The sequence below is a fragment of the Streptomyces sp. Root1310 genome, from assembly GCF_001426425.1.
Taxonomy (GTDB): domain Bacteria; phylum Actinomycetota; class Actinomycetes; order Streptomycetales; family Streptomycetaceae; genus Streptomyces.
This window is the reverse complement of the sequence record NZ_LMEQ01000030.1, coordinates 272522-294801: the sequence shown is the minus strand read 5'-3', so window position 1 is coordinate 294801 and position 22280 is coordinate 272522. Positions and strand designations below refer to the sequence as shown.

General features: G+C 72.9%; 20 protein-coding genes. 14 read left to right on the top strand and 6 right to left on the bottom strand.

Features of this window, described 5'->3' with window-relative positions; all coding sequences use genetic code 11:
* Positions 1 to 187 precede the first annotated feature (187 nt).
* The 5 genes from ASD48_RS28545 to ASD48_RS28525 all read left to right on the top strand — a co-directional run bounded on the left by ASD48_RS28545 (position 188) and on the right by ASD48_RS28525 (position 6507).
* Positions 188 to 811, top strand: coding sequence for a TetR/AcrR family transcriptional regulator (locus ASD48_RS28545; RefSeq protein ID WP_057604610.1), 624 nt, complete (start codon positions 188 to 190; stop codon positions 809 to 811).
* Between the two features lie 569 nt (positions 812 to 1380).
* Positions 1381 to 3678 carry a glycoside hydrolase family 78 protein gene (locus ASD48_RS28540; protein ID WP_057604609.1) on the top strand — a complete coding sequence of 766 codons (2298 nt, stop codon included), beginning with the start codon at positions 1381 to 1383 and terminating at the stop codon, positions 3676 to 3678.
* A 115-nt stretch (positions 3679 to 3793) separates the two neighbouring features.
* Positions 3794 to 5548: a glycoside hydrolase family 3 N-terminal domain-containing protein gene (locus ASD48_RS28535; protein WP_057604608.1), complete on the top strand. Its 1755-nt coding sequence runs from the start codon at positions 3794 to 3796 to the stop codon at positions 5546 to 5548.
* Between the two features lie 225 nt (positions 5549 to 5773).
* Entirely contained in the window at positions 5774 to 6247 is a 474-nt protein-coding gene (locus tag ASD48_RS28530; RefSeq protein ID WP_057604607.1) for an ATP-binding protein, read from the top strand.
* Complete coding sequence (locus tag ASD48_RS28525) at positions 6244 to 6507, top strand: DUF3253 domain-containing protein (RefSeq protein ID WP_057604606.1); 264 nt, start codon at positions 6244 to 6246, stop codon at positions 6505 to 6507. The genes ASD48_RS28530 and ASD48_RS28525 overlap by 4 nt, the downstream gene beginning before the upstream one ends.
* 127 nt (positions 6508 to 6634) lie before the next feature.
* On the opposite strand, the gene ASD48_RS28520 is transcribed toward ASD48_RS28525, so the two are convergent.
* Both ASD48_RS28520 and ASD48_RS28515 read right to left on the bottom strand, forming a co-directional pair.
* Positions 6635 to 7021, bottom strand: coding sequence for an amphi-Trp domain-containing protein (locus ASD48_RS28520; RefSeq protein ID WP_057604605.1), 387 nt, complete (start codon positions 7019 to 7021; stop codon positions 6635 to 6637).
* Positions 7022 to 7113: 92 nt separating this feature from the next.
* The gene (locus ASD48_RS28515) at positions 7114 to 7605 is read right to left on the bottom strand and encodes a flavin reductase family protein (RefSeq protein ID WP_057604604.1); all 492 of its coding nucleotides are present in this window, start codon (positions 7603 to 7605) and stop codon (positions 7114 to 7116) included.
* 328 nt (positions 7606 to 7933) lie between these two features.
* On the opposite strand from ASD48_RS28515, the gene ASD48_RS28510 reads away from it, so the two are divergent.
* Entirely contained in the window at positions 7934 to 9457 is a 1524-nt protein-coding gene (locus ASD48_RS28510; protein ID WP_157880716.1) for a hypothetical protein, read from the top strand.
* A 197-nt stretch (positions 9458 to 9654) separates the two neighbouring features.
* Entirely contained in the window at positions 9655 to 10458 is an 804-nt protein-coding gene (locus ASD48_RS28505; RefSeq protein ID WP_057605027.1) for a maleylpyruvate isomerase family mycothiol-dependent enzyme, read from the top strand.
* A gap of 24 nt (positions 10459 to 10482) precedes the next feature.
* On the opposite strand, the gene ASD48_RS28500 is transcribed toward ASD48_RS28505, so the two are convergent.
* Positions 10483 to 11634, bottom strand: a complete 1152-nt coding sequence (locus ASD48_RS28500) for a hypothetical protein (protein WP_057604602.1) — start codon at positions 11632 to 11634, stop codon at positions 10483 to 10485.
* Between the two features lie 342 nt (positions 11635 to 11976).
* Between ASD48_RS28500 and ASD48_RS28495 the strand changes: the two genes are divergently transcribed.
* The 3 genes from ASD48_RS28495 to ASD48_RS28485 are packed head-to-tail and all read left to right on the top strand — an operon-like array spanning position 11977 to position 15085.
* Positions 11977 to 13602 carry a PP2C family protein-serine/threonine phosphatase gene (locus ASD48_RS28495; RefSeq protein WP_057604601.1) on the top strand — a complete coding sequence of 542 codons (1626 nt, stop codon included), beginning with the start codon at positions 11977 to 11979 and terminating at the stop codon, positions 13600 to 13602.
* The gene (locus ASD48_RS28490) at positions 13599 to 14696 is read left to right on the top strand and encodes a cobalamin B12-binding domain-containing protein (RefSeq protein WP_107104420.1); all 1098 of its coding nucleotides are present in this window, start codon (positions 13599 to 13601) and stop codon (positions 14694 to 14696) included. Before ASD48_RS28495 ends, ASD48_RS28490 begins: the two co-directional genes overlap by 4 nt.
* Entirely contained in the window at positions 14693 to 15085 is a 393-nt protein-coding gene (locus ASD48_RS28485) for an STAS domain-containing protein (RefSeq protein WP_057604600.1), read from the top strand. The genes ASD48_RS28490 and ASD48_RS28485 overlap by 4 nt, the downstream gene beginning before the upstream one ends.
* 44 nt (positions 15086 to 15129) lie before the next feature.
* On the opposite strand, the gene ASD48_RS28480 is transcribed toward ASD48_RS28485, so the two are convergent.
* The 3 genes from ASD48_RS28480 to ASD48_RS28470 form a co-directional block, all read right to left on the bottom strand.
* Positions 15130 to 15477, bottom strand: coding sequence for a hypothetical protein (locus ASD48_RS28480; protein WP_057604599.1), 348 nt, complete (start codon positions 15475 to 15477; stop codon positions 15130 to 15132).
* A gap of 87 nt (positions 15478 to 15564) precedes the next feature.
* Positions 15565 to 16632: a membrane dipeptidase gene (locus ASD48_RS28475; protein WP_057604598.1), complete on the bottom strand. Its 1068-nt coding sequence runs from the start codon at positions 16630 to 16632 to the stop codon at positions 15565 to 15567.
* The gene (locus tag ASD48_RS28470; RefSeq protein ID WP_057604597.1) at positions 16629 to 17966 is read right to left on the bottom strand and encodes an amidohydrolase family protein; all 1338 of its coding nucleotides are present in this window, start codon (positions 17964 to 17966) and stop codon (positions 16629 to 16631) included. The genes ASD48_RS28475 and ASD48_RS28470 overlap by 4 nt, the downstream gene beginning before the upstream one ends.
* 129 nt (positions 17967 to 18095) lie before the next feature.
* Here ASD48_RS28470 and ASD48_RS28465 point away from each other — a divergent pair, with 129 nt between their 5' ends.
* The 4 genes from ASD48_RS28465 (at position 18096) to ASD48_RS28450 (ending at position 22207) form a co-directional block, all read left to right on the top strand.
* Positions 18096 to 18866: an IclR family transcriptional regulator gene (locus ASD48_RS28465; RefSeq protein WP_057604596.1), complete on the top strand. Its 771-nt coding sequence runs from the start codon at positions 18096 to 18098 to the stop codon at positions 18864 to 18866.
* Positions 18863 to 19804 carry an ornithine cyclodeaminase family protein gene (locus tag ASD48_RS28460; protein ID WP_057604595.1) on the top strand — a complete coding sequence of 314 codons (942 nt, stop codon included), beginning with the start codon at positions 18863 to 18865 and terminating at the stop codon, positions 19802 to 19804. The genes ASD48_RS28465 and ASD48_RS28460 overlap by 4 nt, the downstream gene beginning before the upstream one ends.
* 289 nt (positions 19805 to 20093) lie before the next feature.
* Positions 20094 to 20600: a DUF485 domain-containing protein gene (locus ASD48_RS28455; RefSeq protein ID WP_057604594.1), complete on the top strand. Its 507-nt coding sequence runs from the start codon at positions 20094 to 20096 to the stop codon at positions 20598 to 20600.
* The gene (locus ASD48_RS28450) at positions 20597 to 22207 is read left to right on the top strand and encodes a cation acetate symporter (protein ID WP_057604593.1); all 1611 of its coding nucleotides are present in this window, start codon (positions 20597 to 20599) and stop codon (positions 22205 to 22207) included. The genes ASD48_RS28455 and ASD48_RS28450 overlap by 4 nt, the downstream gene beginning before the upstream one ends.
* Positions 22208 to 22280 lie beyond the last annotated feature (73 nt).

The following is a 22280-nucleotide window of genomic DNA, read 5'->3' as shown; positions in this document are numbered from 1 at the left end:
GATCGAACCCGCCGTTACACGTCGCTCACCGGGAGGTGACAGCGCGGTAATCCGTCGTCGCGTGACGTCGATGATGACCCGAACACCTAGTGCTTACTAGGTGTTCGCAGAGTGACCCATGTCACACACCCGCAAGGCGCTCCCCGCCCGCCAGGGACGCCTCACAGCACCCCGGTACCGTTCTCCCATGGCGACACCCAGGGGACCGCGCGGCGGCTACACGGCAGGCCGGGCACGGCGCACCCAGATCCTCGAGGCGGCCCTGCTGCGCTTCGGGCAGGACGGCTACCGCAAGACCTCGCTCGCACGGATCGCCCGGGACGCCGAGATCACCGACGCCGGACTGCTGCACCACTTCCGCGACAAGCAGCAGCTCCTGCTGGCCGTGGTCGAGCACTGGCACGACCGCATGGACACCCGGTGGCAGCGGGTGTCGGAGTCGGTGCGGGACGCGTTCCGCTGCCACGTGGAGGACACCGCGGAGACGCTCACCATGCCGGGCATGGTGGAGCTCGCCGTCGTGGTCTCCGCCGAGGCGACCGCGCCGGACCACCCGGCCCACGACTTCTTCGCCCACTGGCAGGAGAAGGGCGTGAAGGAGCTCGCGGAGCGGCTGCGCGCCGGAAGCCACCGCGGTGAACTCCTGCCCGACCTGGACCACGACGCCATCGCGCGCGAATGCGTCGCCGTCGACGCCGGACTGCGACAGCAGTGGCTCGCCTCCGGCCGCTCCTTCGATCTCATCCCGGTGATGCACGCCCACCTGGACCGCCTGATGCGCTCCATCTCCGCCGACGGACAGGGGCTGTAGGGCGGCTCACCCCGGGACACCTCGGGCGGGACGCCCTGAGGGCGAGCCCGCACGCACACCCACTCTCCCGCCCGGCACCGTCACGCCCAGCGCTGCCACGCCCGGCACCCTCACCCACGTGCACCCCTCACGCACGTGCACCCCATCACGCCCGACACCCGTACGCCCGGCACCCTCACGCACGTACACCCGTCACGCCCTGCGCCCGTACGCCCGGCACCCGCCCGGACGGGCACCCCTCACGCCCGGCGCCCGCACTCCCGGCGCCCGCCCGGACGGCATCCTCACGCCCGGCACCCCCTCACGCCCGGTCCCCCCTCACGCCCGGCTCCCGCACGCCCGGCACCCTCACGCCCGGCACCCTCGCGCACAGCAAGGACTCAGCATCGGCGGGCCGTAAACGGCGTGCCGCATGTCATGCCCACGCTTGTCTACGTTCTGTGATTCACGTCATACACACCAACACCTAGCGTTCACTAGGGATTGGCGCGCATGATCGAGCCTGCTCATCTCCGTCCCCCGGGACCCCACGCACCCGACACCCACGCCCACGGCGCCGAGGACTCGACATGCCCCACCCCTGGACCGCCCGCGTCATCTCTCCCTCCCGACCGGCACGGCCGTCCGCCGACGCGGCCCGGCCGGCCGCTCTGCTGCGCGGCGAGTTCACGGTGCGGGCAGCGGTCAGAGCGGCCCGGCTCACCGTCACCGCGCTCGGCGTGTACGAGCTGGAACTCAACGGCGCCGTGGTGGGCGACCACGTCCTCGCCCCGGGCTGGACGAGCTACCGGCACCGGCACCGCTACCAGGTCTTCGACGTGACGGACCTGCTGCGCGAGGGAGCCAACGCCTGGGGGGCGCATCTGGCGGACGGCTGGTACCGGGGGCTGCTCGGCTTCAACGGCGGCACCCGGAACATCTACGGCGAAGACACGGGCCTGCTCGCCGAGCTGCGCATCGAGTACGCCGACGGCAGCGCCCACACCGTCGCCACCGACGGGGACTGGCGCTGGAGCGCCGGGCCCGTGACGGCGGCGGGCCTGTACGAGGGCGAGGAGTACGACGCGCGCCACGAGCAGGCCGGATGGAGCGAGCCGGGCTTCGACGCCTCGGCCTGGGCGCCGGTGCGACTCCTGCCCTTCGACACCTCCGTGCTCTTCGAGGCCGACAGCCCGCCGGTGCGCCGTGTCGAGTCCGTCGCCCCCGTCGCCGTCACCACCTCCCCCGCCGGCCGCACGCTCGTCGACTTCGGCCAGAACCTGGTGGGACGGCTGCGCATCCGCGTCCGGGGCGAGGCGGGCCGAACCGTCACCCTGCGGCACGCGGAGGTCCTGGAGGACGGGGAGCTGTGCACCCGTCCGCTACGGCACGCCGCCGCCACCGACCGCTACACCCTGCGCGGCGACGCGGACGGTGAAGTGTGGGAACCCCGCTTCACCTTCCACGGCTTCCGCTACGCCGAGATCGACGCCTGGCCCGGCGAGCTGGACCCGGCCGACGTCACCGCGCTGGTCCTGCACAGCGACCTGCGGCCGACCGGCTGGTTCTCCTGCTCCGACGCCTCGCTGAACCGGCTGCACGAGAACGTGGTGTGGGGGATGCGCGGCAACTTCCTCGACGTGCCCACCGACTGCCCGCAGCGCGACGAGCGGCTCGGCTGGACCGGTGACGTGCAGGTCTTCGCCCCCACCGCGGCCTTCCTGTACGACGTCCGTGCCTTCCTGCGCTCCTGGCTGCGCGACCTGGCCGCCGACCAGGGCGACGACGAGCGGGGCGTCCCGCCGGTGTTCAGCCCCGACATCCCGGTGATCACCCCCGTCGAGATCCCGCCGGGCAATCCGCCGATGGCCGGATGGTGCGACGCGGCGGTGATCGTCCCCTGGGTGCTGTACGAGCGCTACGGCGACACCGAGGTGCTGCGCGCCCAGTACGCCTCCATGCGCGGCTGGGTCGACGCCGTCGACCGCCTCGCCGGGGACGGCAGGATCTGGGGTGAGGGCTTCCAGTTCGGCGACTGGCTGGACCCGGCCGCACCCGCCGACGACCCCGGACGGTCGACGACCTCCTCCAGCCTGGTCGCCACCGCGTACTTCGCGCACTCGGCCCGGCTGCTGGCCCGTACCGCCCAGGTCCTGGAGGAGAAGGACGACGCCGAACACTACGGCGCCCTGGCCGACTCGGTCCGCGACGCCTTCCTGCACCGCTTCCACACCGGGGGCGGGCGGCTGGCGGAGGAGACCCAGACCGCGTACGCCCTCGCCCTGCGCTTCCGGCTGCTGGACGACGACGCCGAACGCGCCGAGGCCGGACGCCGGCTCGCGGATCTCGTGGCCTGCGGAGACCACCGCATCGGCACCGGCTTTCTCGGCACCCCGCTGGTGTGCGACGCGCTGACCGACACCGGACACGTGGACACCGCCTTCGGGCTGCTGACGCAGCGCTCCAGCCCGTCCTGGCTGTACCAGGTCGACATGGGCGCCACGACCGTCTGGGAGCGCTGGGACAGCATGCTGCCCGAAGGCGGTGTCAATCCCGGCGAGATGACCTCCTTCAACCACTACGCCCTCGGAGCGGTCGCCGACTGGATGCACCGCACCGTCGCCGGTCTGGCGCCGGCCGAACCCGGTTACCGCCGGCTCCTGGTCCGGCCCCGCCCCGGCGGCGGCCTCACCTGGGCCCGCGCCGCGCACGAGACCCCGTACGGCCGGGCCGAGACCGCGTGGCGCGTCGAGGGCGGCCTGCTTCTCCTTGACCTGCTCGTGCCGCCGGACACCTCCGCCCTGGTCGACCTGCCGGGCGCCGAACCCGTGACCGCGGGACCCGGCCGGCACACCTTCCACACCCCCCTTCCGCAGCAACAGCCTTAGGCGCAATCACAGGCACGGCCACAGCCACAGCCACAGCCACAGCCACAGAAGTGACGCACAGCCGCCGACCCCGGCCCCGCGCCGCGCAGTACTCCCCCACCCGCGAACCCCACCCATGGAGCACGCAGTGACCCACCTCTACCAGGACCCCCGGCACAGCGTCACCGAGCGCGTGGCCGACCTGCTGGCGCGCATGACCGTCCAGGAGAAAGCCGGACTGCTCTTCCACCACGTCATCGGTATCGGCGACCGGCCCGCACCCGCCGGGCGCACCGCCGAGGAGATGATGTCCGAGAGCCTGATGTCCCACTTCAACCTGCTCGGAGCCGGCAGTCCGCGCCAGATGGCCGAGCTGCACAACCATGTCCAGCGGCTGGCGGCCGACACCCGCCTCGGCATTCCGGTCACCCTCTCCACCGACCCCCGCCATGCGTTCACCGACAACCCGGGCACCGCGATGCTGGCCGGACCGTTCTCCCAGTGGCCGGAGACGCTGGGCCTCGCGGCCGTCGGCGACGCCGAACTCGTACGGCGGTACGCGGACACCGTGCGCCGCGAGTACCTGGCCGTCGGCCTGCGGGTCGCCCTGCACCCGCAGATCGACCTGGCGACCGAGCCCCGCTGGGCTCGCGGCTCGGGCACGTTCGGCGAGGACGCCGACCTGACGTCACGGCTGGTCGCCGCCTACATCGAGGGACTGAGCGGACCGGGAGACGGCATCGGCGCCGACAGCGTCGCCGCGATGGTCAAGCACTTCCCCGGCGGCGGACCGCAGAAGGACGGCGAGGACCCGCACTTCCCCTACGGCAAGGAGCAGACCTACCCCGGCGGCTTCTTCGACTACCACCTCAAGCCCTTCAAGGCCGCCATCGCCGCGGGCGCCACCCAGGTCATGCCGTACTACGGCATGCCCGTCGGCACCGAGCACGAGGAGGTCGGCTTCGGCTTCAACCGCGGCATCATCACCGGGCTGCTGCGCGAGAAGCTGGGCTTCGACGGCATCGTCTGCACCGACTGGGGCCTGGTCACCGACCAGTTGGTCATGGGCGAACCGCACCTGGCCCGGGCCTGGGGAGTGGAGGACCTCTCCCCCGCCGAACGGCTGCTGAGGATCCTGCACGCGGGCGCCGACCAGGTCGGCGGCGAGTCGTGCCCCGAACTCATCGTGGACCTGGTGCGCACGGGCCGACTGGAGGAGTCACGGCTCGACGCCTCCGTGGTCCGGCTGCTCGGCGAGAAGTTCCGCCTGGGCCTGTTCGACGACCGGCGCTATGTCGATCCCGACGCCGCCGAGGAGACCGTCGGCCGCGCCGACTTCCACGCCGCCGGCGAGGTCGCCCAGCGCCGCTCGGCCACCCTGCTCAAGAGCGGGCCGCTGCCCCTGTCGGGCAGGCCCCGTCTCTACCTAGAGGGCGTCGATCCGACGACGGCCACCGAGTACGCCGACGTCGTCGCCGACCCCGCCGACGCCGATCTCGCGGTGCTGCGCCTGACCACGCCGTACGAGCCCCGGCCCGGACTGTTCGAGTCCTTCTTCCACGCCGGCCGGCTCGACTTCCCCGAGGAGCGCCTCAAGGAGATCCTCGCCCTGCTCGACGCCGTACCCACCGTCGTGGCGATCCACCTGGAACGCCCCGCCGTCATACCGGAGATCGCCGACCGTTCGGCGGCGCTCCTCGCCGTGTACGGCACCGGGGACCGTGCCCTGCTCGACCTTCTGTTCGGCCGGGCCGTGCCGGAGGGCTCGCTGCCGTTCCAGCTCCCCCGCTCCATGGCCGAGGTCGAGGCCGGACGCCCCGACGTGCCCCAGGAGAGCACCGACCCGCTCTTCCCCTTCGGTCACGGCCTGCGCTACACGGCCGGGGGCTGAGGCCCGCGCCGTCCGCGCCGGCGGATCCGGTCCGACGCCGACCGGATCCGCCGGGCTGCCGGGCTGCCGGGCTGCCGGGCTGCCGGGCACCACTCCCCGGCATCGCGCCCCTGACCACCGGTGCCTGCCCGTGCCTGCCCCTGGCGGCCCCTCGCGTCCGGCTTGGACCTGGGGTTCCTGGGCACCCGGGACACGGAACCGGCTGGTCGGCCCCTGGGAGTGAGCATGGCGAAGGACACACCGTTGAAGGCTGTCGGATGGGCGCGCTCGCTCCCGGTGAGCAGCGGGGTGAAAGTCGCCAGGGAGTGGACGCGGGCGCATGTGGCCACGCTCGGCTGGTCCCGAACGGCACCGGATCTGGTGGATTCGATCCTGCTGGCCGTGTCCGAGCTGGTCACCAACGCCCACGTCCATGCCCGGAGCGCGGCGCAGCTGATCCTCACCTGGGACGAGGAGTGCCTGCACGTCACCGTGCACGACGACTCACCTCGGCTGCCCGAGCCGCGCGATCCGGGCACCAGCGCCCCCGGTGGGCGCGGCCTGCTGCTGATCGACGCCCTCGCCGACAGTTGGGAGGCCTATCCCTGCCCGCGCGGCAAGAGCGTCACCGCCTGCTTCCAGGCACCCCCGTCCGTCGCGCCCGGAGCGACCGGCTCGGGACGACAGGCCCGGTCACCGGGAGGAGGGCCCACTCCATGACATCCGACGAGGGCGAACGGCTCGAACACGCCATCCTCGACCTCCTGGGACGGCGGCGGCCCGACGCGTCGGTCTGCCCGTCCGAGGTCGCGCGCTCGGTCCACCACGGTCCGGGCGACGGATGGCGACGGCTGATGGACCCCACACGTGCCGCGGCCCTGCGGCTGTCCCGGGCGGGGCTGGTGGAGATCACTCAGGGCGGAGAGCCCGTCGACCCGACGACGGTCCGTGGTCCGATCAGGATCCGCCGGACACGCTGACGGCGTCCGCGGTACAGGACGACCTGCTCGCACCGCTGTCACCCGAGGACCGGCAGCCGCCGAACCGTCCGCTCGGCCGGGTTCTCGCCCACCACGAAGCGCGGTGACGGCCCACCGTCGATACGGTTCAGGACGTCTTCGTCGCGGCCGGCTTCGCGCTTCTGCTCCTACTGGCGCCCGCACTGCTCCGACCGGACTTGGCGGGCGCCCTCTTCCGGCTCACGGCCTGCTCGGTGCTCACGGCCTGCTCGGTGCTCGCGGCCTCCCGCGTCGGCGCCGCCCGGGTCGGTGCGGTCGGCCACTTGAACTCGAACTCCAGCTCGATCTCCCCGTCGCCGACCTCGACCTCGATCTCGGTACGCAGGTCGTCGGGGATCCGCAGGCTCAGCGTGCCGGGACCGAACTCCAGCTCCACATCCCCGCCCTCCCTCAGTGCGGCCGCGAGGGCCGCGAGCTGGTCGGCCGCCTCCAGACGTGACAGCGAACGCTTCTGCTCGAACTTGAGGTCCTTCATGAACGCCTCCGATCCGGCATGAACAACGCATCACGCCAATTCTGGGGTCATGCGCGGCATCGGACATCCGGGCGACCGCACCCGCCGGCAGGTCAGTCCACCGGGTGCCCCGGTTCGATGGGGAGGGCGTCCGCGAGTCTCAGCAGCGGACGGCCGTCGGGCTCGCCCCGCGCACCGGACCGCACCGGGTCCAGGACGAAACCGACATGATCTCCGGCGTCGATCCGCCGCTCGATCCTGCCGACGAACCACGCTGCCGCGTCCCGGAGGACGACGGCACCCCCGTACCCCTCCGTCCAGCGTGCCCGCGCGAACTTGTCCACCCGGTCGCCGGTCTCGCCCCCGAACAGTTCGGCGAGTGCGAACTGCTCGGGCGTCAGCAGATGCACGGCGAGGAACCCGGCGGCGCGGGCCACCTCATGGGTCCGGTTCACTTTCGACAGCCACACCACGAACCGCGCGGGCCGCATGGAGCACTGGGAGGCGAAGCCCACGAGGCAGCCCGCCCGCTCGCCACCTGCCCCGGCCGTCACGACGCACATGTCGGGATTCAGCAGGTCGGTGAACGTGTCGAAGTCCGTCATGCCCCTACCCCTGTCCCTCCGTCGGCTGCCCGGGCTCCGGCCGCACGCCCGGCGAGACTCTGGTTCCCGTCGGTCGTCGCTCCACACGACCCGCACCACATGCCGCGGCTACCACCATCCGCGTCCCCGCGGCCGTCACCCCTGTCCACAGGGAACGGCGTGACTGCTCGAAAGGCCACGGAAGTCTTCCCCGCCGGCTGCCCCGAAGTGCTTGAGACGTGTCGCCCGGCCGGTCCACGCTGATCGGTACGACGCCGACGAGACCCCCCGGAACCGGGGGCGTGTCACGTGACCGGCACCTGAAGAGGAAACACACGGACAGACGGACATGGTGCGCAGAGCAGAACAGGACCCCGCGTCCGCCTATGCCGGACAACAGCCTGCCCGGCGTTCGGTGGTGCCCGCGGCACCCGGTGCGGCGGCTCGTGTCTGGGCCGACCTCTCCGGCCGGGGGCTCGCCACCCGAGCCGGCGCGGACACCATCGCCGCGCTGCAGCAGAGCGCGGGCAACGCGGCGCTGAGCCGTACGATGAACGCCGTGGACGGCGTGCGCGGCAGTGGCCCGACCGGCTCCACGCCCCAGGTCGTCCAGCGGATCGGCACCGTTCCCGGCGGCAGCTACCCGACCCACCGCGAAGAGGGCGACAGGGGCCCGCACTTCATGGAGCAGGAGCAGGAAGCCCGGGTGGTGGCCGGCAGCGGTGCGACCCTGGGCCCTCCCGGCGTTCCGGAGCGCATCCGGTTTCCCGCCCGTGAGGTCAAACCGGCCGAGGCGGGACTGCGTGTCGCGAACGACGGCACGCTCGCCGTGCTCGACAAGGACGAGCCGAAGGAGTTCTACGCCGTCCAGCAGGTCGTCGACAACGCCAACGCCTCCCTGGACGCTTCGGGCAGCATCGTGCGGCTCGCTCTCCAGGGCAGGAGCATCACCGTCGGCGGTCGGCGGCTCACCCGGGTGCAGCCGGTGCTCGCACAGCAGGCACAGCAGTCGGCGAGCGAGGAGTTCGTCTCGCTCGTGCGCAGCACCTGCATCACGGTGGCCTGCAAACTGATGGGCTCCAGCCGGGACAAGACGAGCCGGGTGGTGCTCGGCGGTGGCGCCGGAGGCTTCGACATCACCCCCGGCTCCGACAGCGATCCACGGATCAGCAGCCTCGCCGGGCAGATCGCCTCCTCACCCGACGGCGGCCTGGACGTGCCCGGGGCGGTCGAGGCGGCCGGGGCCAGGGACCGGGCGGCGCCGGACAACGGGCGGGTGTACGGCGAGGCCGTCAGGAACGGCGGACGCGACGGGACCGCCGCCCGGCTGGGTGTCAATCAGCACGCGGCGCCCGGCGTCGGCGAGGGGTTCGCGATCTTCAGCATGGCCGCCGAGGACCAGCGCGACCACTCCGTGCAGCCGCCCGCGGCCCGCGGCGACAACGTCTGGGGCTATCACTTCGCGGCTGTGGTCGCCTCCTCCCTGGACGGCAGCTGCCGGGTGACGCTGGAGAACTACGCCCGCAACGACTTCGACCGGGTCGCGCGTGAGGAGCTGTACGACACGCTCTACCAGCGGGCGAAGAAGTCCGGCGGCTGGTTCAGCTCCGTCAGCGCGCTGCAGGAGACCGACGACCAGCAGGCGTTCAAGAAGAAGTTCGACGACGTGATGCGCAGGCTGTGCACGGATCCGGCCATCAGGGACATCCAGGGACTCCCGCGGCGCCGGCTCCAGGAGGACTTCGAGGATCACACCGGTCGTGCCTGGTTCTTCCGCGTCTACGGCGGCGGCCCGGGCGAGAGCTTCCATGAACAGCAGTCCGCCTCCGGCTACTTCAACAATCCGCTCACCGTGCGGGTCGCCAGACCCTGACCGGCGGACGGGCTGACAGGCGGACGGGCTGACGGGCTGACGGGGCCGGGGCCGGGGCCGGGGGAACAGGACCCGGCGGAGGTGGGCCGGTCGCCGTCGGGGGGGGGCGGCGGGAGCGGCGGAGCGCGCCGGAGTGGGCGACCGCCACGGTGACCGGATCCGGTGCGGCCTCCCTGCGCGCGGCCTACGGTGTCCGGGTGAACGACGTGAGCCTCGACGCATACTGTTCCGAAATCAGTGCCCGGACCGACCAGTTGCGCGCCGCCGTGCGGTGCGCCGAGGCAGGTCCGGCGGGTACTCCCGTTCCCACCTGCCCCGGCTGGTCCCTCACCCAGCTCGCCCGGCACGTCGGCGGCACCCACCGCTGGGCGGCGCGGATCGTCCGTACCCGGGCCACCGGGCCGGTCCCCCACGACCTGGTGGACGACGTCTTCTCGCCCGGCCCCGAGACCCCCGCGGCGCTGGACGCCTGGCTCGCCGAGGGCGCCGCGGACCTGACCGGCGCTCTGCTCGACGCCGGTCCCGGCGCCCCGGTGTGGACGGTCGCCCCGGACGGCACCGCACGGTTCTGGGCCCGGCGGATGACCCACGAGACGACCCTGCACGCCGCCGACGCCGCCTTCGTCACGGACGCCCCCTTCGCCGTAACCGAGGACCTGGCCCGGGACGCCCTGGACGAGTGGATGGGCTTCGGGTCGCTGCCCCGGGTCCTGGAGGCCGCCGGACCGGACGCCCCGCCGCTCACCGGCCCCGGCCGCACCCTGCACCTGCACGCGACCGACGTCCGTCAGGCCGAATGGCTGGTGGACCTCACGGCCGAGCCGATCACCTGGAGCCACGCCCACGAGAAGGCCGCGGTGGCGGTGCGCGCCCCGCTCACCGACCTGGTGCTGCTCCTGTACGGCCGCCGCACCCCGGCCGACGCCTCCGTCGACGTGTACGGGGACGCGGACCTGCTGACCCTCTGGCTGGAAAGGTCCGGCTTCTGGCTGCGCAAATAGGCCCCCGGGACGCAGCGGGTCACTTCACCGGGGTACTTCGGCGGCGCCTTCACCGAGGGACTCGCGGGTGTCCCGACTTCCGGCCGACCGCAGTGTCACCAGGGCCGCCAGGCCCGCCAGGATGCCGAAGGTGAGGGCGGCCGGGACGCCGGTGCCGAGCTCCGAGAACAGGTGCACGGGTCCCCACACGTCGACGGTGTCGTCGATCGCCATGTGCAGCACCTGGCTCGCCAGCAGCCCGCACACCGTTGCGCAGACCGCGCCCACCACCATCGCGGGGACCGTGGTCCGGGTCAGCAGGCCGGGCAGCAGCCGCAGCGTCCACCACACCACGGCCAGCATGAGCACGTCGGCGGCCCGGTACAGCAGCCAGTCGCCGAGCGGTCCGGTCTCCGGGCCCGTCCACGCGCCGAGCAGCAGCCACTGACGCAGCAGGTCGCCGGGCTCGGACAGCAGGCCTCCGCCGCCGAAGGACGTCTGGATCCGGGCCGCCACCGACTGGTACGAGAGGATCACCACCGACAGCGCGACCACCGCGGTTCCGGCACTCGCGGCCAGGCGTGCGGCGCGCGCAGGCACACTCTGCCGGGGCTGCGGCTCCGCGCCCTTGACCGTGAGACGCGCGACGAGCACCGTGGCCGGGGCGGTCAACAGGCCCGCGAACACCGCGACCGGCCCGCTCGACGCGATCACGCCCGCCAGCTGGGGCAGGAACCGGTAGCTGCCGTGGCCCCCGGACGCGATCAGCCACGGCGCGGAGACCGTCACGGCGAGTGTCGCGGCCACGGGGGCCCAGGCCCACACCGCGAGCAGCGTGGCCGGTGTGCGGCCCTGCGTCGGCGGAATGCGGTGGACCAGCAGCAGCGCGCCGGCCAGGAAGAACACGAATACCGCCACGAACCTGATCTGCATGGCGGTGCCGTACAGCTCGCTGTACCGGGCGGCTCCGGCCGAGGCCGTGTCGCCGCCCGTGGCGCCGTCCGACAGCGACCCCGTGGGCGGGTCGTACGACCAGGGTGCGAGCCAGCGCCGGAGTTCGCTCACGGAATCGATGTCGAAGACGCTGGTGGCGCCGCGCAGTTGGAGTGCCTGCTCGCTCGCCCCCGCCCACCACAGCAGCAATGTGATCAGCAGGCCGCCGACCAGTGCCGGTATCACCGCGCGCCGATATGTCATGGTGCCGTCCCCCGTCGTGGTTCTCTTTCGGTGATGGTGTCAACCAGCCGAAGAGTAGGGCGTGACGATCAGGTGTGGCATGTCACTTGTGCCGTCGGTCCCGGCCGGCATCGCGAGCGGGACCGAGGTGTGGCCGGGCCGCCGGGCACCCCGCGCGCATGAGCGGACGGTATGCGGGTAGGCGGGGACCTGGTGCGGGCGAGGCCGGGCGTTGCATACGTTTGGCGGATGCGAGATGGTTGCCGGACTGCAATCTTTTCCATCGACAGAGAGGTGGTGGGGCACGCGCGATGCGTTCCCCCGCTTGTGACTCCTTCTCCAGGTACCTCGGGCAGTTCACGCGTGGGCGTCGGCACCGCGCGGAGTGACGCCCCCTACCCCGTGCTGGTCGTCGACCGCGTCGGGGACGTCGTCGAGGCGAACGAGGCCGCGCGCGGCCTGCTCCTCGACCAAACCGATGAGAGTGTCACGGCGGAAGGCCTGCCGCGCTGGCTCGCGGAGGCCCATGGCCGACTGCGGACGACCGGAACTGCGCCGGGTGCCGTCCAGGGCGCCGTGGCGGGCCGTACGTTCGTGGCGCACCCCTCGCCCGCCGAGGGCGGGGACGTGGTGTGGTGGCTGGTGGAGAACACCGATCTCCGCCTGGCCGAGCAGGCGTTGCACAGTGAACGTGAGCGGGCCGCCCTGCTCGCCGAGATCTCCGGTGCGCTGTTGTCGTCGCTGAACGTGGACCGGTGCACGGAGGTGACGGCACGGATGGCCGCTGATCATCTCGCTGACGCGGCGGTCATCGTCGCTCCCGCTCAGGGGCGCCGCCATTCGCTGACCTATGCGCAGGTGGGCGGTGAGGTCACCCAGGTCATGGTGCCGATCGACGCGGGGTCGGTCCCCGGGCTGGCGGAAGCGCTCCGGGGCTTCCCGCCGGTTCCCACGCGGTGGCTCGACCCGGACGATCTCCCGGGCTGGGTGGTCCCGCCGGGCTTCGACCGTCCGATCGGGTCGGTGATCGTCACTCCGCTGCCCGGGCACGGGATGCCGGCCGGAGTGCTGATCCTGCTGCGGTCCAGCACGCACCGGGCGTTCACGGACGGCGAGGAGGTCTTCGCCCGGCTGTTCGCCGCACGGGCCGGAGCCGCTCTTTCGGCGGCGCGCCTGTACGCCGAGCAGGCGTCGATCACGGCCACGCTGCTGCGGGAGTTGCTGCCGCCGCGGCTGGAACGGGTGCACGGCGTCGAATACGCCGGGGCCTACCGGGCGTCGCAGGACCACGAGCGTGTCGGCGGGGACTTCTACGATGTCCACCCCGGTGCGGACCCCGCCGACGAGACGTTCGTCGTCCTGGGAGATGTGGCAGGCAAGGGCCTGGAGGCCGCCGTCCTGACCGGGAAGATCCGCAGCGTGCTGCACGCGCTGCTGCCCCTGTCCGGCGACCACCAGCAGGTGCTCGGCCTCCTCAACGGCGCACTGCTCAACTCCCATCACACCCGCTTCGCGACCCTGGTGCTGGCCTCCGTGCGGCGGAGCTCGGAGCAGGTGCGGCTGCGGCTGACCAGCGCCGGGCATCTGCCGCCGCTGATCGTCCGCGGTGACGGCAGGGTGGAGGAGGCCGCCACCAGCGGCACGCTCGTGGGCGCGCTGCCCGACGTCCGGATGAACAGCGTCGACGTGGTGCTGGCGCCCGGGGAGACCTGCCTGCTGTACACGGACGGGATCACCGAGGCCCGCGGCGGCCCGCTGGGCGATCAGCTCTACGGCGAGGCGAGGCTGCGGGACGCCCTGCGCGAGTGTGCGCGGATGCCGGCGGAGGCGGTGGTCGAGCGCGTACAGATGCTGGCCGCGCAGTGGTTGGAGAGCGACCGCCACGACGACATGGCCACGCTCGCCATCACCAATCCCGTCGGCGGCCACGGCACGCCGGAGGACGCGAACGGGCTCGACGGCCACCACCCGCACCGGGGAGAGCCGTGAGGGCCGGCGCCGGATTCGACGCAACCCTGCGGGGGCTGTCGGATCGGCTGTGGACCGCGGTGATCGGCCGGGACGAGCCGGCCGCGCTGCGGCTGGTGGCTGCCGCGGCCGACGCGGGAGCCGAGGGTGAGGCGCGTGAGGCGCTGCTGCTGGACGTCGTCGCCGGCGTGCAGCACCGCGTCGGCGTGGAGTGGGCGGCCAACCGCATCAGCGTGGCCGAGGAGCACGCGGCCAGCGCGATCACCGACCGGGTCATCGCCGCCCTGGCCGCCCGCCCGGCGACGACGCCCGGCCGGCCCGACCGGGGGCGGGTGACGGTGGCCTGCGTGGACGGTGAATGGCATGCGCTTCCCGCCCGGTTCCTGGCAGAACTCCTCACCCTGCGCGGCTGGCGGGTCGACTTCCTCGGCGCCCGCACACCCACCCCGCAGCTGATCGCGCACCTGCACCGGACCAACCCCGCCGCGGTGCTGCTGTCGGCCTCGATCCCCACCCACCTGCCCACCGCGCACCAGGCGGTCACCGCCGTGCAGTCACTCGGCATCCCCGTCATGGTGGGCGGCGCCGCCTTCGCCGCGGACGGGCGTTATGCCCGCCTCATCCAGGCCGACGCCTGGGCCCCCGACGCCCGCGCCGCCGCGGACCTCCTGGCTCGGGGTCTGACGCGGCATCGGGCGCAGCAGCGGCAGCAGATCGACGATCTGCCCCATCTCGCCGACCAGGAATACACCTTCGTCAGGCAGAGCCGTACCGGCCTGGTCCGGCAGTCGCTGGCCGCCATGGAGGACGGCTGGCCGGCCATGCGGTCCTACACCCCGGCGCAGCGCGAACGGACCGCCGAGGACCTCGCCCACATCGTGGACTTCCTGGCCACCGCCCTCTATGTCGACGACGCCGCCCTGTTCACGACGTTCACCGCCTGGACCGCGGACATCCTCACCGCCCGCCGGGTACCCGCCGCCGGCCTGCGCGTGGGGCTGGACATCCTGGCCGGTCAACTGCGCGACTACCCCCGCGCCCTCGGCTTCCTCGAGGCCGCGACCGGCACGCTGCCCGCGATGCCCACCGGCTCCGGCCCGGGAATCACCGCATGACCCCCGACCCCTATCCGCCGCCGGAGCTCACCCTGACCGTCCAGGCCGCCGACGCGCGCACGCTGCGTCTGGCGATCCACGGCTACCTCGACTACGACACCAGCAGCGAGTTCACTCCCGCGGTGGACGAGGTGCTGGACGCACACGCCGAGCGGCACGGACCGGTCCTGCGCCACCTGCATCTGGACTGGACGGATCTCACCGCCTTCGACTCCAGCGGCCTGTCCGCCCTGCTCGCCCTGCGCCGGCACACCCACCCCGCCGGCATCACCCTGCATCTGCACCACCAGCCCACGTACTTCAGTCGCCTGGTCGAAGTCACCGGCGTCATGGGCCACTTGACGCAGCACGCGCACGGAACAGGCTCACCTGAGGCCGCGCTCCCCTGAACGGCGAGCGGCCCGCACCCTTCGACGGGTGCGGGCCGCTCGAGTCAGTGGCCGGATCCGTGCCGGCCGCCCAGTTGGTCGCGGTGGCGCGGATCGCCCAGGAACGTGTCCGCGTCGAAGACGGGGGCCGACCTGGCCTGCGCCTTCGTCCGGGCCAGCTGCACGATGCGGGCGTCGTGGTCGATGCCCAGGACGTCGCCCGACGGGATCACCACGTCCTTGCCGAGTACCCACAGGCCGGTGTGCACCACGAGGAAGCGCGGGCCGAGGTCCCTGGAGTACTTGCTGACCTTGCCGACGTGACCGTCCGTGGCGTCGACCTGGTATCCGGTCAGGTCGTCGTCCGGGGTGTGGCCGGCGGTCGGCACGTGGTGTGCGCGGTGTTGGCTCACGATGTCCTCCCTGTCGTCCTGCTCCTGCTAGTGCCCGCTCAGGCGGGTGACAGACGTGCGGGAATCATCACGGCGCATGTCACGGGCCTACGCCGTCCACACCCGTTCCGCGTAGTCGAGGAAGTTGCGGCCCATGATCTTCTCGATGCGGCCGGAGGAGTAGCCGCGCCGTTCCAGCAGCCGTGTCAGCTCGCGGAACTGGTCCACGCCCCGCAGGTCGACCACGAACGGGTAGGTGTCCGCCCGTTCGCCTGCCGCGGAGACCCCGGCCTCCTGGCGCTGCGCCACGTGCTCGGCCAGCCGGGCCCGGTAGGCGTCGAGGTCGTCGATCGCGGTGACGGGGCCGTCGGTGCCGATACCGACATGGTCCTCGCCGCAGACGTCCACGGCGTGCGCGATGTGCTCGACCACGTCGGCGGCGCGCGCGTGCCCGGTGGGGCTGAGGAACGGCATGAAGTAGATGCCGACGAAACCGCCGCGGGAGGCCACCAGACGCAGTTCCTCGTCCGTCTTGTTGCGGGGCAGGTCGGTCAGCGCGCGACACCCCGTGTGGTTGATCGACACGGGGACACGGGAGTGCGTGGCGGCGTCCAGACAGGTCCGCTCACCGCTGTGCGACAGGTCGACCATGAGGTGGTGGTCGTTGAGGGCGTCGACGACCTCGCGTCCGAACGCGGTCAGCCCCGTGCCGGACGGTGCCATCGAGCCGCCGCCGAGGTGGTTGGCCTGGTTGTAGGTCAACTGGACGACGCGCACGCCGCGTTCGGCGAAGGTGGCGATCCGGGCGGGGTCGTCCCCGACGGCCACCGCGTTCTGGAAGCCGTAGATGACGCCGACGCGTCCGTCGCGGGCGGCCGTGCGGATGTCGGCGACGCCGGTCACCTTCAGCAGGTCGTCCGGGTGACGCTCGATGATGCCGTCCCAGATGTCGATCTCGTGCAGGGTGTGCTCGTAGGGCGGCAGGTCGCCCATCACATAGCCGAGGGTGATGTTGACTGCGGTCAGGCCGGAGGCTCGCGCGTCGGCCAGCGTCCGGGCGTCGACGGTGTACTGCTCGCCGGTCGGGTTGAGGTCCCCCGCCGCCTCCATCGACTGCGGGGCGTTGGGGTTGTCGAGTTGTCCCAGCGCGTTGATGATCAGGGGCGGGCCGTTCAACGGGTCTCCCGGGTGAGGGTGGGGGTGGGGGTGTAGGCGGCGCGCGGGAAGCGGCGGCCCCGCTTGACGGTGAGGGTGATGGTGCGCAGGTGGTCGATGTCGGCCAGCGGATCGCGCGTGAAAACCGCGAAGTCGGCCTGCTTGCCCGGCTCCACGCTCCCCGTCAGGTGCGCGGCACCGGCGCTGCGGGCGCCGACGAGCGTCGCGGAACGGAGCACCTCCGGGGCCGGGATGCCGCATCGTTTCACCAGGAAGGCGAGTTCCTCGTAGAGGGCGGGGAACGGCTCGCCGGGAGCGGTCTCGTAGTCGGTCCCGGTGGCCAGCGCCACGCCCGCCCGGTGCGCCTGCGCCGTGAGCGCGATGGCCAACTCGGTCTGCCGGCGAGCGCGTTCGGCGCTTTCCGGGTCGTCGCCGGCGAGCTCCGCGCTCGCCCACATGCCGGCGGTCGCGTCCAGGACGATGTCCCGCTCCCGCATCCGGGCGAAGAGCGCGTCGAGCCGCGCGTCCTCGCCGGTGACCAGGCTTTCGTGATCGACGGCCGGCTTGTCCTTGTAGCTGGTCAGCGGCCCCTTGGCGGCCTCGTGGGCCAGCAGGGTCACATGCGAGACGGTGTCCACGCCCGCCGCGACGACCTCGCCGGGCGTGGCGGGGAACACGGCCGCGTGCGCCCACACCGGGATGCCCTGCCGGTGTGCCTCGGCGGTGATGGCGGCGACGAGGCCCGCCTCCAGGTCGGCGTAGACCTTGACGGCCGACGCGTAGGTCCCGCGGGCCAGGGCCACGGCAAGGGGGAGGTCGGTGGTGTCGGTGACGGCCTGCATCCAGGGCACGTGTCCGGGGACGGCGCCCTGGGTCACCTGGTGGGTTCGGGGGTCGTCGAAGAACCCCGGGCCCGCCATGAGCGCCGCGTAGTGGATGTCCGGGGCGGCGATCTCGCCCACCAGCCCGGCCCGTGCGAGGTCCCCGACCTGGCGCAGGTCGTCCGCCATGTCCCGCACGGCCGTGACCCCGCTGTGCACGAGGCGGCGCAGGACCGCTTCGGCGGCGGGGCGATCGGGCGGAGTGGCGAGGTGCTGGTGCGCGTCGATGAGCCCGGGCGTGACGAAGTGACCGGCGAGGTCGACGACTTCGGCGCCGTCGGCGAGGGCGGCCGCCACGTCCGTCTCGTCCGCGACGGACCGGATCACGGGGCCGTCCACGACGAGCGACACGGCGGGCCGGGGCGCGCTGCCGGTCCCGTCGAACAGCGTGAGGCCGCGGTAGACCACCAGCTCGCCCGCCTCGGGCGGCGCGAAGGGCTTCGCCGCCCCGGAACTCTCGTTCGTCAAGGTCACACACTCTCACTCTGTTACGCTGTACGTAACAACTCTCTCGTTGCCTGAAACAAGCGGTACCCTACCCCCGAATCCCGGCGCCGGACACGCCCGCCGGGACCGTCCGTCCGGTCACCGGGAAGGGTTTCGATGCCGCAGGCGACGCAAGCAACGCGAACGGCCGTGGACAAGGCGCTGGACCTGGTCGAGGCCGTCGCCCGAGCCCCCCGGCCGCCCCGGCTCACCGACCTGGCCGACGAGGTCGGGCTGCACCGGGCCACGGCCTACCGCGTCCTCGTGGACCTGGTCCGCAGGGGCTGGGTGCTGCGCGTCGACGACCGCTATCTGCCGGGCACCGCCGTCCTGCGCCTGTCGGCCCGGGCGGCGCACAACTCGCTGACCTCGCTGGCCCGCCCGCTGCTGGAGGACCTCTCAGCGCGCACGGGCATGATGGTCAACCTCCAGGTCCTCGAGAACGACGGCTCACGGGTGGTGGACGTGATCCGCCCGGACCGGCTCGCGATGATCAGCACGCTCCGGGACGAGGCGCTGCCCGTCCACCGGTTCGCCGGCCCCCTCGCCCTGGTGGCCGCCCTGCCCCCGCAGGCACGCGGCCCCTACCTCGACGCCGCCCGCAAGGCCGGACATCCGCTGGAGGGCGACGCGGGTCTGCTCGCCGACCTCGAGCGGACCGAGGCCGACGGGTTCGCCGTCGAGCACGGCCGCAACGACCGGTTCGTCGCCTCGCTCAGCCGCGCCGTCGTCCCGGTCCCCGGGGCGCCCGTGTGCGCCGTCACCGTGGTCGGCCCGGATGCCGAGATCGACGAACCCCGGATGCGCCGCCTGCGGGAGGAACTCGCCTCGGCGGTCGACACCCTCCGCGGCCTGCTGTCCGGCCCGGGCGGGGCGAGCGGCGCGTGAACGACGTCCTCGTCCTCGACCGGGCGGCCACCGAGGCGGCCCTCGACCCGCGCCGCCTGATGGCCGCCGTGTCCGACGCGCTCGTCGCCGTGGCCCGCGGATCGGCGTCCGCGCCGCCCCGGACAGCGGCCTTCGCACCCGGCGGTCTGCTGGGTGCCATGCCCGGCTACGTGCCGGGACTCGGCCTCGCGGCGAAGCTCGTGTCAGTGTTCGCCGACCCCCGCCACCCCGGGCGCAGCACCCACCGGGGCATCGTGGCCCTCTTCGACCCCGAGGACGGCCGTCCGCTGGCCGTCATGGACGCCGAACCCGTGACGGCCTGGCGCACGGCGGCGGCCGCCACGCACAGCGCCGGGGCCCTGGCCCGGCCCGGACCCGTCGTGGTCGTCGGCACCGGCGCCCAGGCCCGGGCCCAGGTCCGCCTCCTCGCCGCGCTCCGCCCGGCCGAACCCGTCACCGTCGCGGGCCGCGACCCCGAAGCGGCCCGCGCGCTGGCCGCCCTGCACCCGGCGGGCCGTGCGGCGGACGGCATCGAGACCGCCGTACGCGAGGCGTCCACCGTGTACTGCTGCACCGGCGCGACCCGTCCCGTGCTGCGCCGCGCTTGGCTCGCCCCGGGCACTCACGTGAGCTCGGTCGGCGGCTCCCACGGGCCCGAACTCGACGACGACACCGTCCGGGACGCCGCACTCTTCACGGAGTGGCCCGGTGCCGCCACCACTCCCCCGCCCTCCGGCGCCCACGAGCTGCAGGGGCTGCCGAGGGAGAACGTCGTCGTCCTGCTCGGCTCCGTGCTGTGCGGCGAGGCGCCCGGCCGCACCTCCCGGGACCAGCTGACCGTCTTCAAGTCCACCGGCCACGCCGCCCTGGACGTGGCCGCCGCACACGTCGTGCACCGTGCGGCGACCGGCCGCCGCACGGACGAACCGCCCCACTGACACGTCGGCGCACGGAGCCCCCGAATCCCCCCGGCCTCTCCCGGGACCCGCTCGAACGATTCGACCCGCGTGGCCCGGCACAGCACCGCCGTGCCCCCTCATCACACCCGCCACTCCCACAACATCCGAGGTCAGAGCGCCGCAGCGGTCCTCACCAGGGAGTTCACGGAAGTCTCTGCGCACGGTCCGACACCCGCATAGCGTGCGGTGACCCGAACACACGAACCCCTCCCCCCTGTTCGCGCGGGCCGCACCTCTTGGGGCCCACGACCCAGTAGGAGATCCCGGGATGTCCTCCGACAGCTCCGACTTATACCCGGCGCGGCACCGGCCCGCACGGCACGCCTCCCCCACCGCCACCCCGCAGTGGGCCGCCCCGCCGGACGACACCCACCCGCCGCACGACACCCGCCCGCCGCACGACTCGCGCCTGCCGCACGACTCGCGCCTGCCGCACGACTCGCGCCTGCCGGAACGTGCCCGGCAGTGGACCGGCAGGCACCGCGACCTCCGCCGACTGCGCAGGGCCTGCCGCTGGCAGCGGCGCGTCGCCACGTTCGCCGCGCTCGGCTACTTCGCCGTCTTCCTCACCCTCACCGTCGAAGCCCCCTCGGTCATGACCCGCCTCGCACCGGGCGGCCTTCCCACCGGCCTTCTCCTCGCCCTGGTCCAACTGCCCGTCACCTGGCTGGCCGTGCTCCTCTACGAGTACACGGCGCGCCGGTACGTCGACCCGCTGGCCCGGCGCGTACACCGCCGGCCCGACCCCGTCCCGGCCGAGGAGCCACGGTCGTGACGGACTTCGACGGCTCCGCGCAGTCCTGGTCCCTGGTGGCGTTCTCCAGCGTCGTGGCCCTGACCCTCATGCTGTGCGTGCTGACCGGTCCCGACCGCGACGACCTCGACGAGTTCTACACCGGCTACCGCTCCCTCTCGCCCCTGCGCAACGGCCTCGCCATCGCCGGTGACTACATCTCCGCCGCCACGGTGCTCACCATCGGCGGGGTCATCGCGCTCTGCGGCTACGACGGTGTCGTACTGGCCCTGAGCACCGTGCTGTCCCTGCTGCTCCTGATGGTCCTGCTGGCCGAACCCCTGCATCACACCGGCCGATTCACCATGGCCGACGCGCTCGGCAGACGACTGCCCGGCCGCGCGGTGCGCATCACCGCGTGTGTGGTCACCCTCGCCTCGCTGGTACCGATGATGGTCGTGCAACTGGCCGGGGTGGGCCAGTTGCTGGCGTACGTCCTCGGTTTCTCCGACAGCGCCATGCGGACCGGCTGCATCGTCGGGGCGGGCACCCTGATGATCAGCTACGCGGCCATCGGGGGCATGCGCGGCACCGCCCTGATCCAGATCCTCAAGACCGTGATCCTGCTCGGCTCCGGCCTGGTCGTCGCCGGACTCATCCTGCACACCTTCGGCTGGAGCCCCCGGACCCTGTTCCAGGCCGCCGCCCACGGCAGCGGCGCCGAGGAGAACTTCCTGCGCTACGGACTGCAGTTCGCCAACGGACCGCACCGCGGCCTCGACATGGTGAGCACCCAGTGCGCCATCGTGCTGGGCGGCGCCTGCCTGCCGCACGTCACCATGCGGATGTACACCGCGGGCAGCGCGCCCCAGGTGCGCCGCGCGATGTCCTGGGCCATCTCGACGGTCACCCTGTTCATCGCCGTGATCACCGTCATCGGGGTGGGCGCCACGGCCCTCATCGGGCGCGCGGGCGTAGCCGGAGCCGACCCGCGCGGCAACACCGCCTACCTGCTCGGTTCGCGCGCCGCGTTCGGCATGCACCTGTCCCGCCCGGAGAGCCTGCTGTTCGCCACCGTCACGACGGCGATCTTCCTGACCCTGCTGGCCTCGGTGGCCAGCATGACGCTGGCCTGCGCCAACTCCCTGGCCCACGACATCGCCGCGGCCCGCCCGAACGTCTCGCCGCTGCGCGAGATGGCGCTGGCGCGACTGGCCGCGCTGGCGGTGGGCCTCCCCGTCATCCTGCTCGCCGTCATCGCCCAGCACCGCAGTCTCCAGCCGCTCGCCACCGTCTCCTTCTGCCTCGGCGCGTCGGCCATCGCTCCCGCCCTCGTCTACAGCCTCTTCTGGCGGCGCTTCACACGCGCGGGCCTGCTGTGCACGCTCATCGGCGGGTCGGTCAGCGTTCTCGTCCTGATGACCGGCACCAACCTCGTCTCCGGCTCTCCCGGATCGGCGTTCCCGGAAGTCGACTTCAACTGGTTCCCTTTCACGACCACGGCTCTCGTCTCGGTACCGGCGGGCTTCCTCTGCGGCCTGCTCGGCACCGTCATGTCGGGCAGAAGGGCGACCGCGCGCGAACGGGAGCGCTACGCCGCACTCGAAGCCGTCCTCCTCGCCGGACCGCCAACTCCCAGGAGCCGCTGAACCCGTCCGGCCCGAACCGGACGGGCCCGAACCGCAGCCGTGTCCCCGAGCCGAGCATGATCGTTACTCCTGT

Coding starts and splice junctions, on each gene's coding strand:
- ASD48_RS28535 (WP_057604608.1), top strand. CDS start 3,794: ATGGAGCACGCAGTGACCCACCTCTACCAGGACCCCCGGCACAGCGTC.
- ASD48_RS28530 (WP_057604607.1), top strand. CDS start 5,774: ATGGCGAAGGACACACCGTTGAAGGCTGTCGGATGGGCGCGCTCGCTC.
- ASD48_RS28540 (WP_057604609.1), top strand. CDS start 1,381: ATGCCCCACCCCTGGACCGCCCGCGTCATCTCTCCCTCCCGACCGGCA.
- ASD48_RS28465 (WP_057604596.1), top strand. CDS start 18,096: ATGCCGCAGGCGACGCAAGCAACGCGAACGGCCGTGGACAAGGCGCTG.
- ASD48_RS28455 (WP_057604594.1), top strand. CDS start 20,094: ATGTCCTCCGACAGCTCCGACTTATACCCGGCGCGGCACCGGCCCGCA.
- ASD48_RS28500 (WP_057604602.1), bottom strand. CDS start 11,634: ATGACATATCGGCGCGCGGTGATACCGGCACTGGTCGGCGGCCTGCTG.
- ASD48_RS28520 (WP_057604605.1), bottom strand. CDS start 7,021: ATGAAGGACCTCAAGTTCGAGCAGAAGCGTTCGCTGTCACGTCTGGAG.
- ASD48_RS28545 (WP_057604610.1), top strand. CDS start 188: ATGGCGACACCCAGGGGACCGCGCGGCGGCTACACGGCAGGCCGGGCA.
- ASD48_RS28485 (WP_057604600.1), top strand. CDS start 14,693: ATGACCCCCGACCCCTATCCGCCGCCGGAGCTCACCCTGACCGTCCAG.
- ASD48_RS28525 (WP_057604606.1), top strand. CDS start 6,244: ATGACATCCGACGAGGGCGAACGGCTCGAACACGCCATCCTCGACCTC.
- ASD48_RS28510 (WP_157880716.1), top strand. CDS start 7,934: ATGGTGCGCAGAGCAGAACAGGACCCCGCGTCCGCCTATGCCGGACAA.
- ASD48_RS28515 (WP_057604604.1), bottom strand. CDS start 7,605: ATGACGGACTTCGACACGTTCACCGACCTGCTGAATCCCGACATGTGC.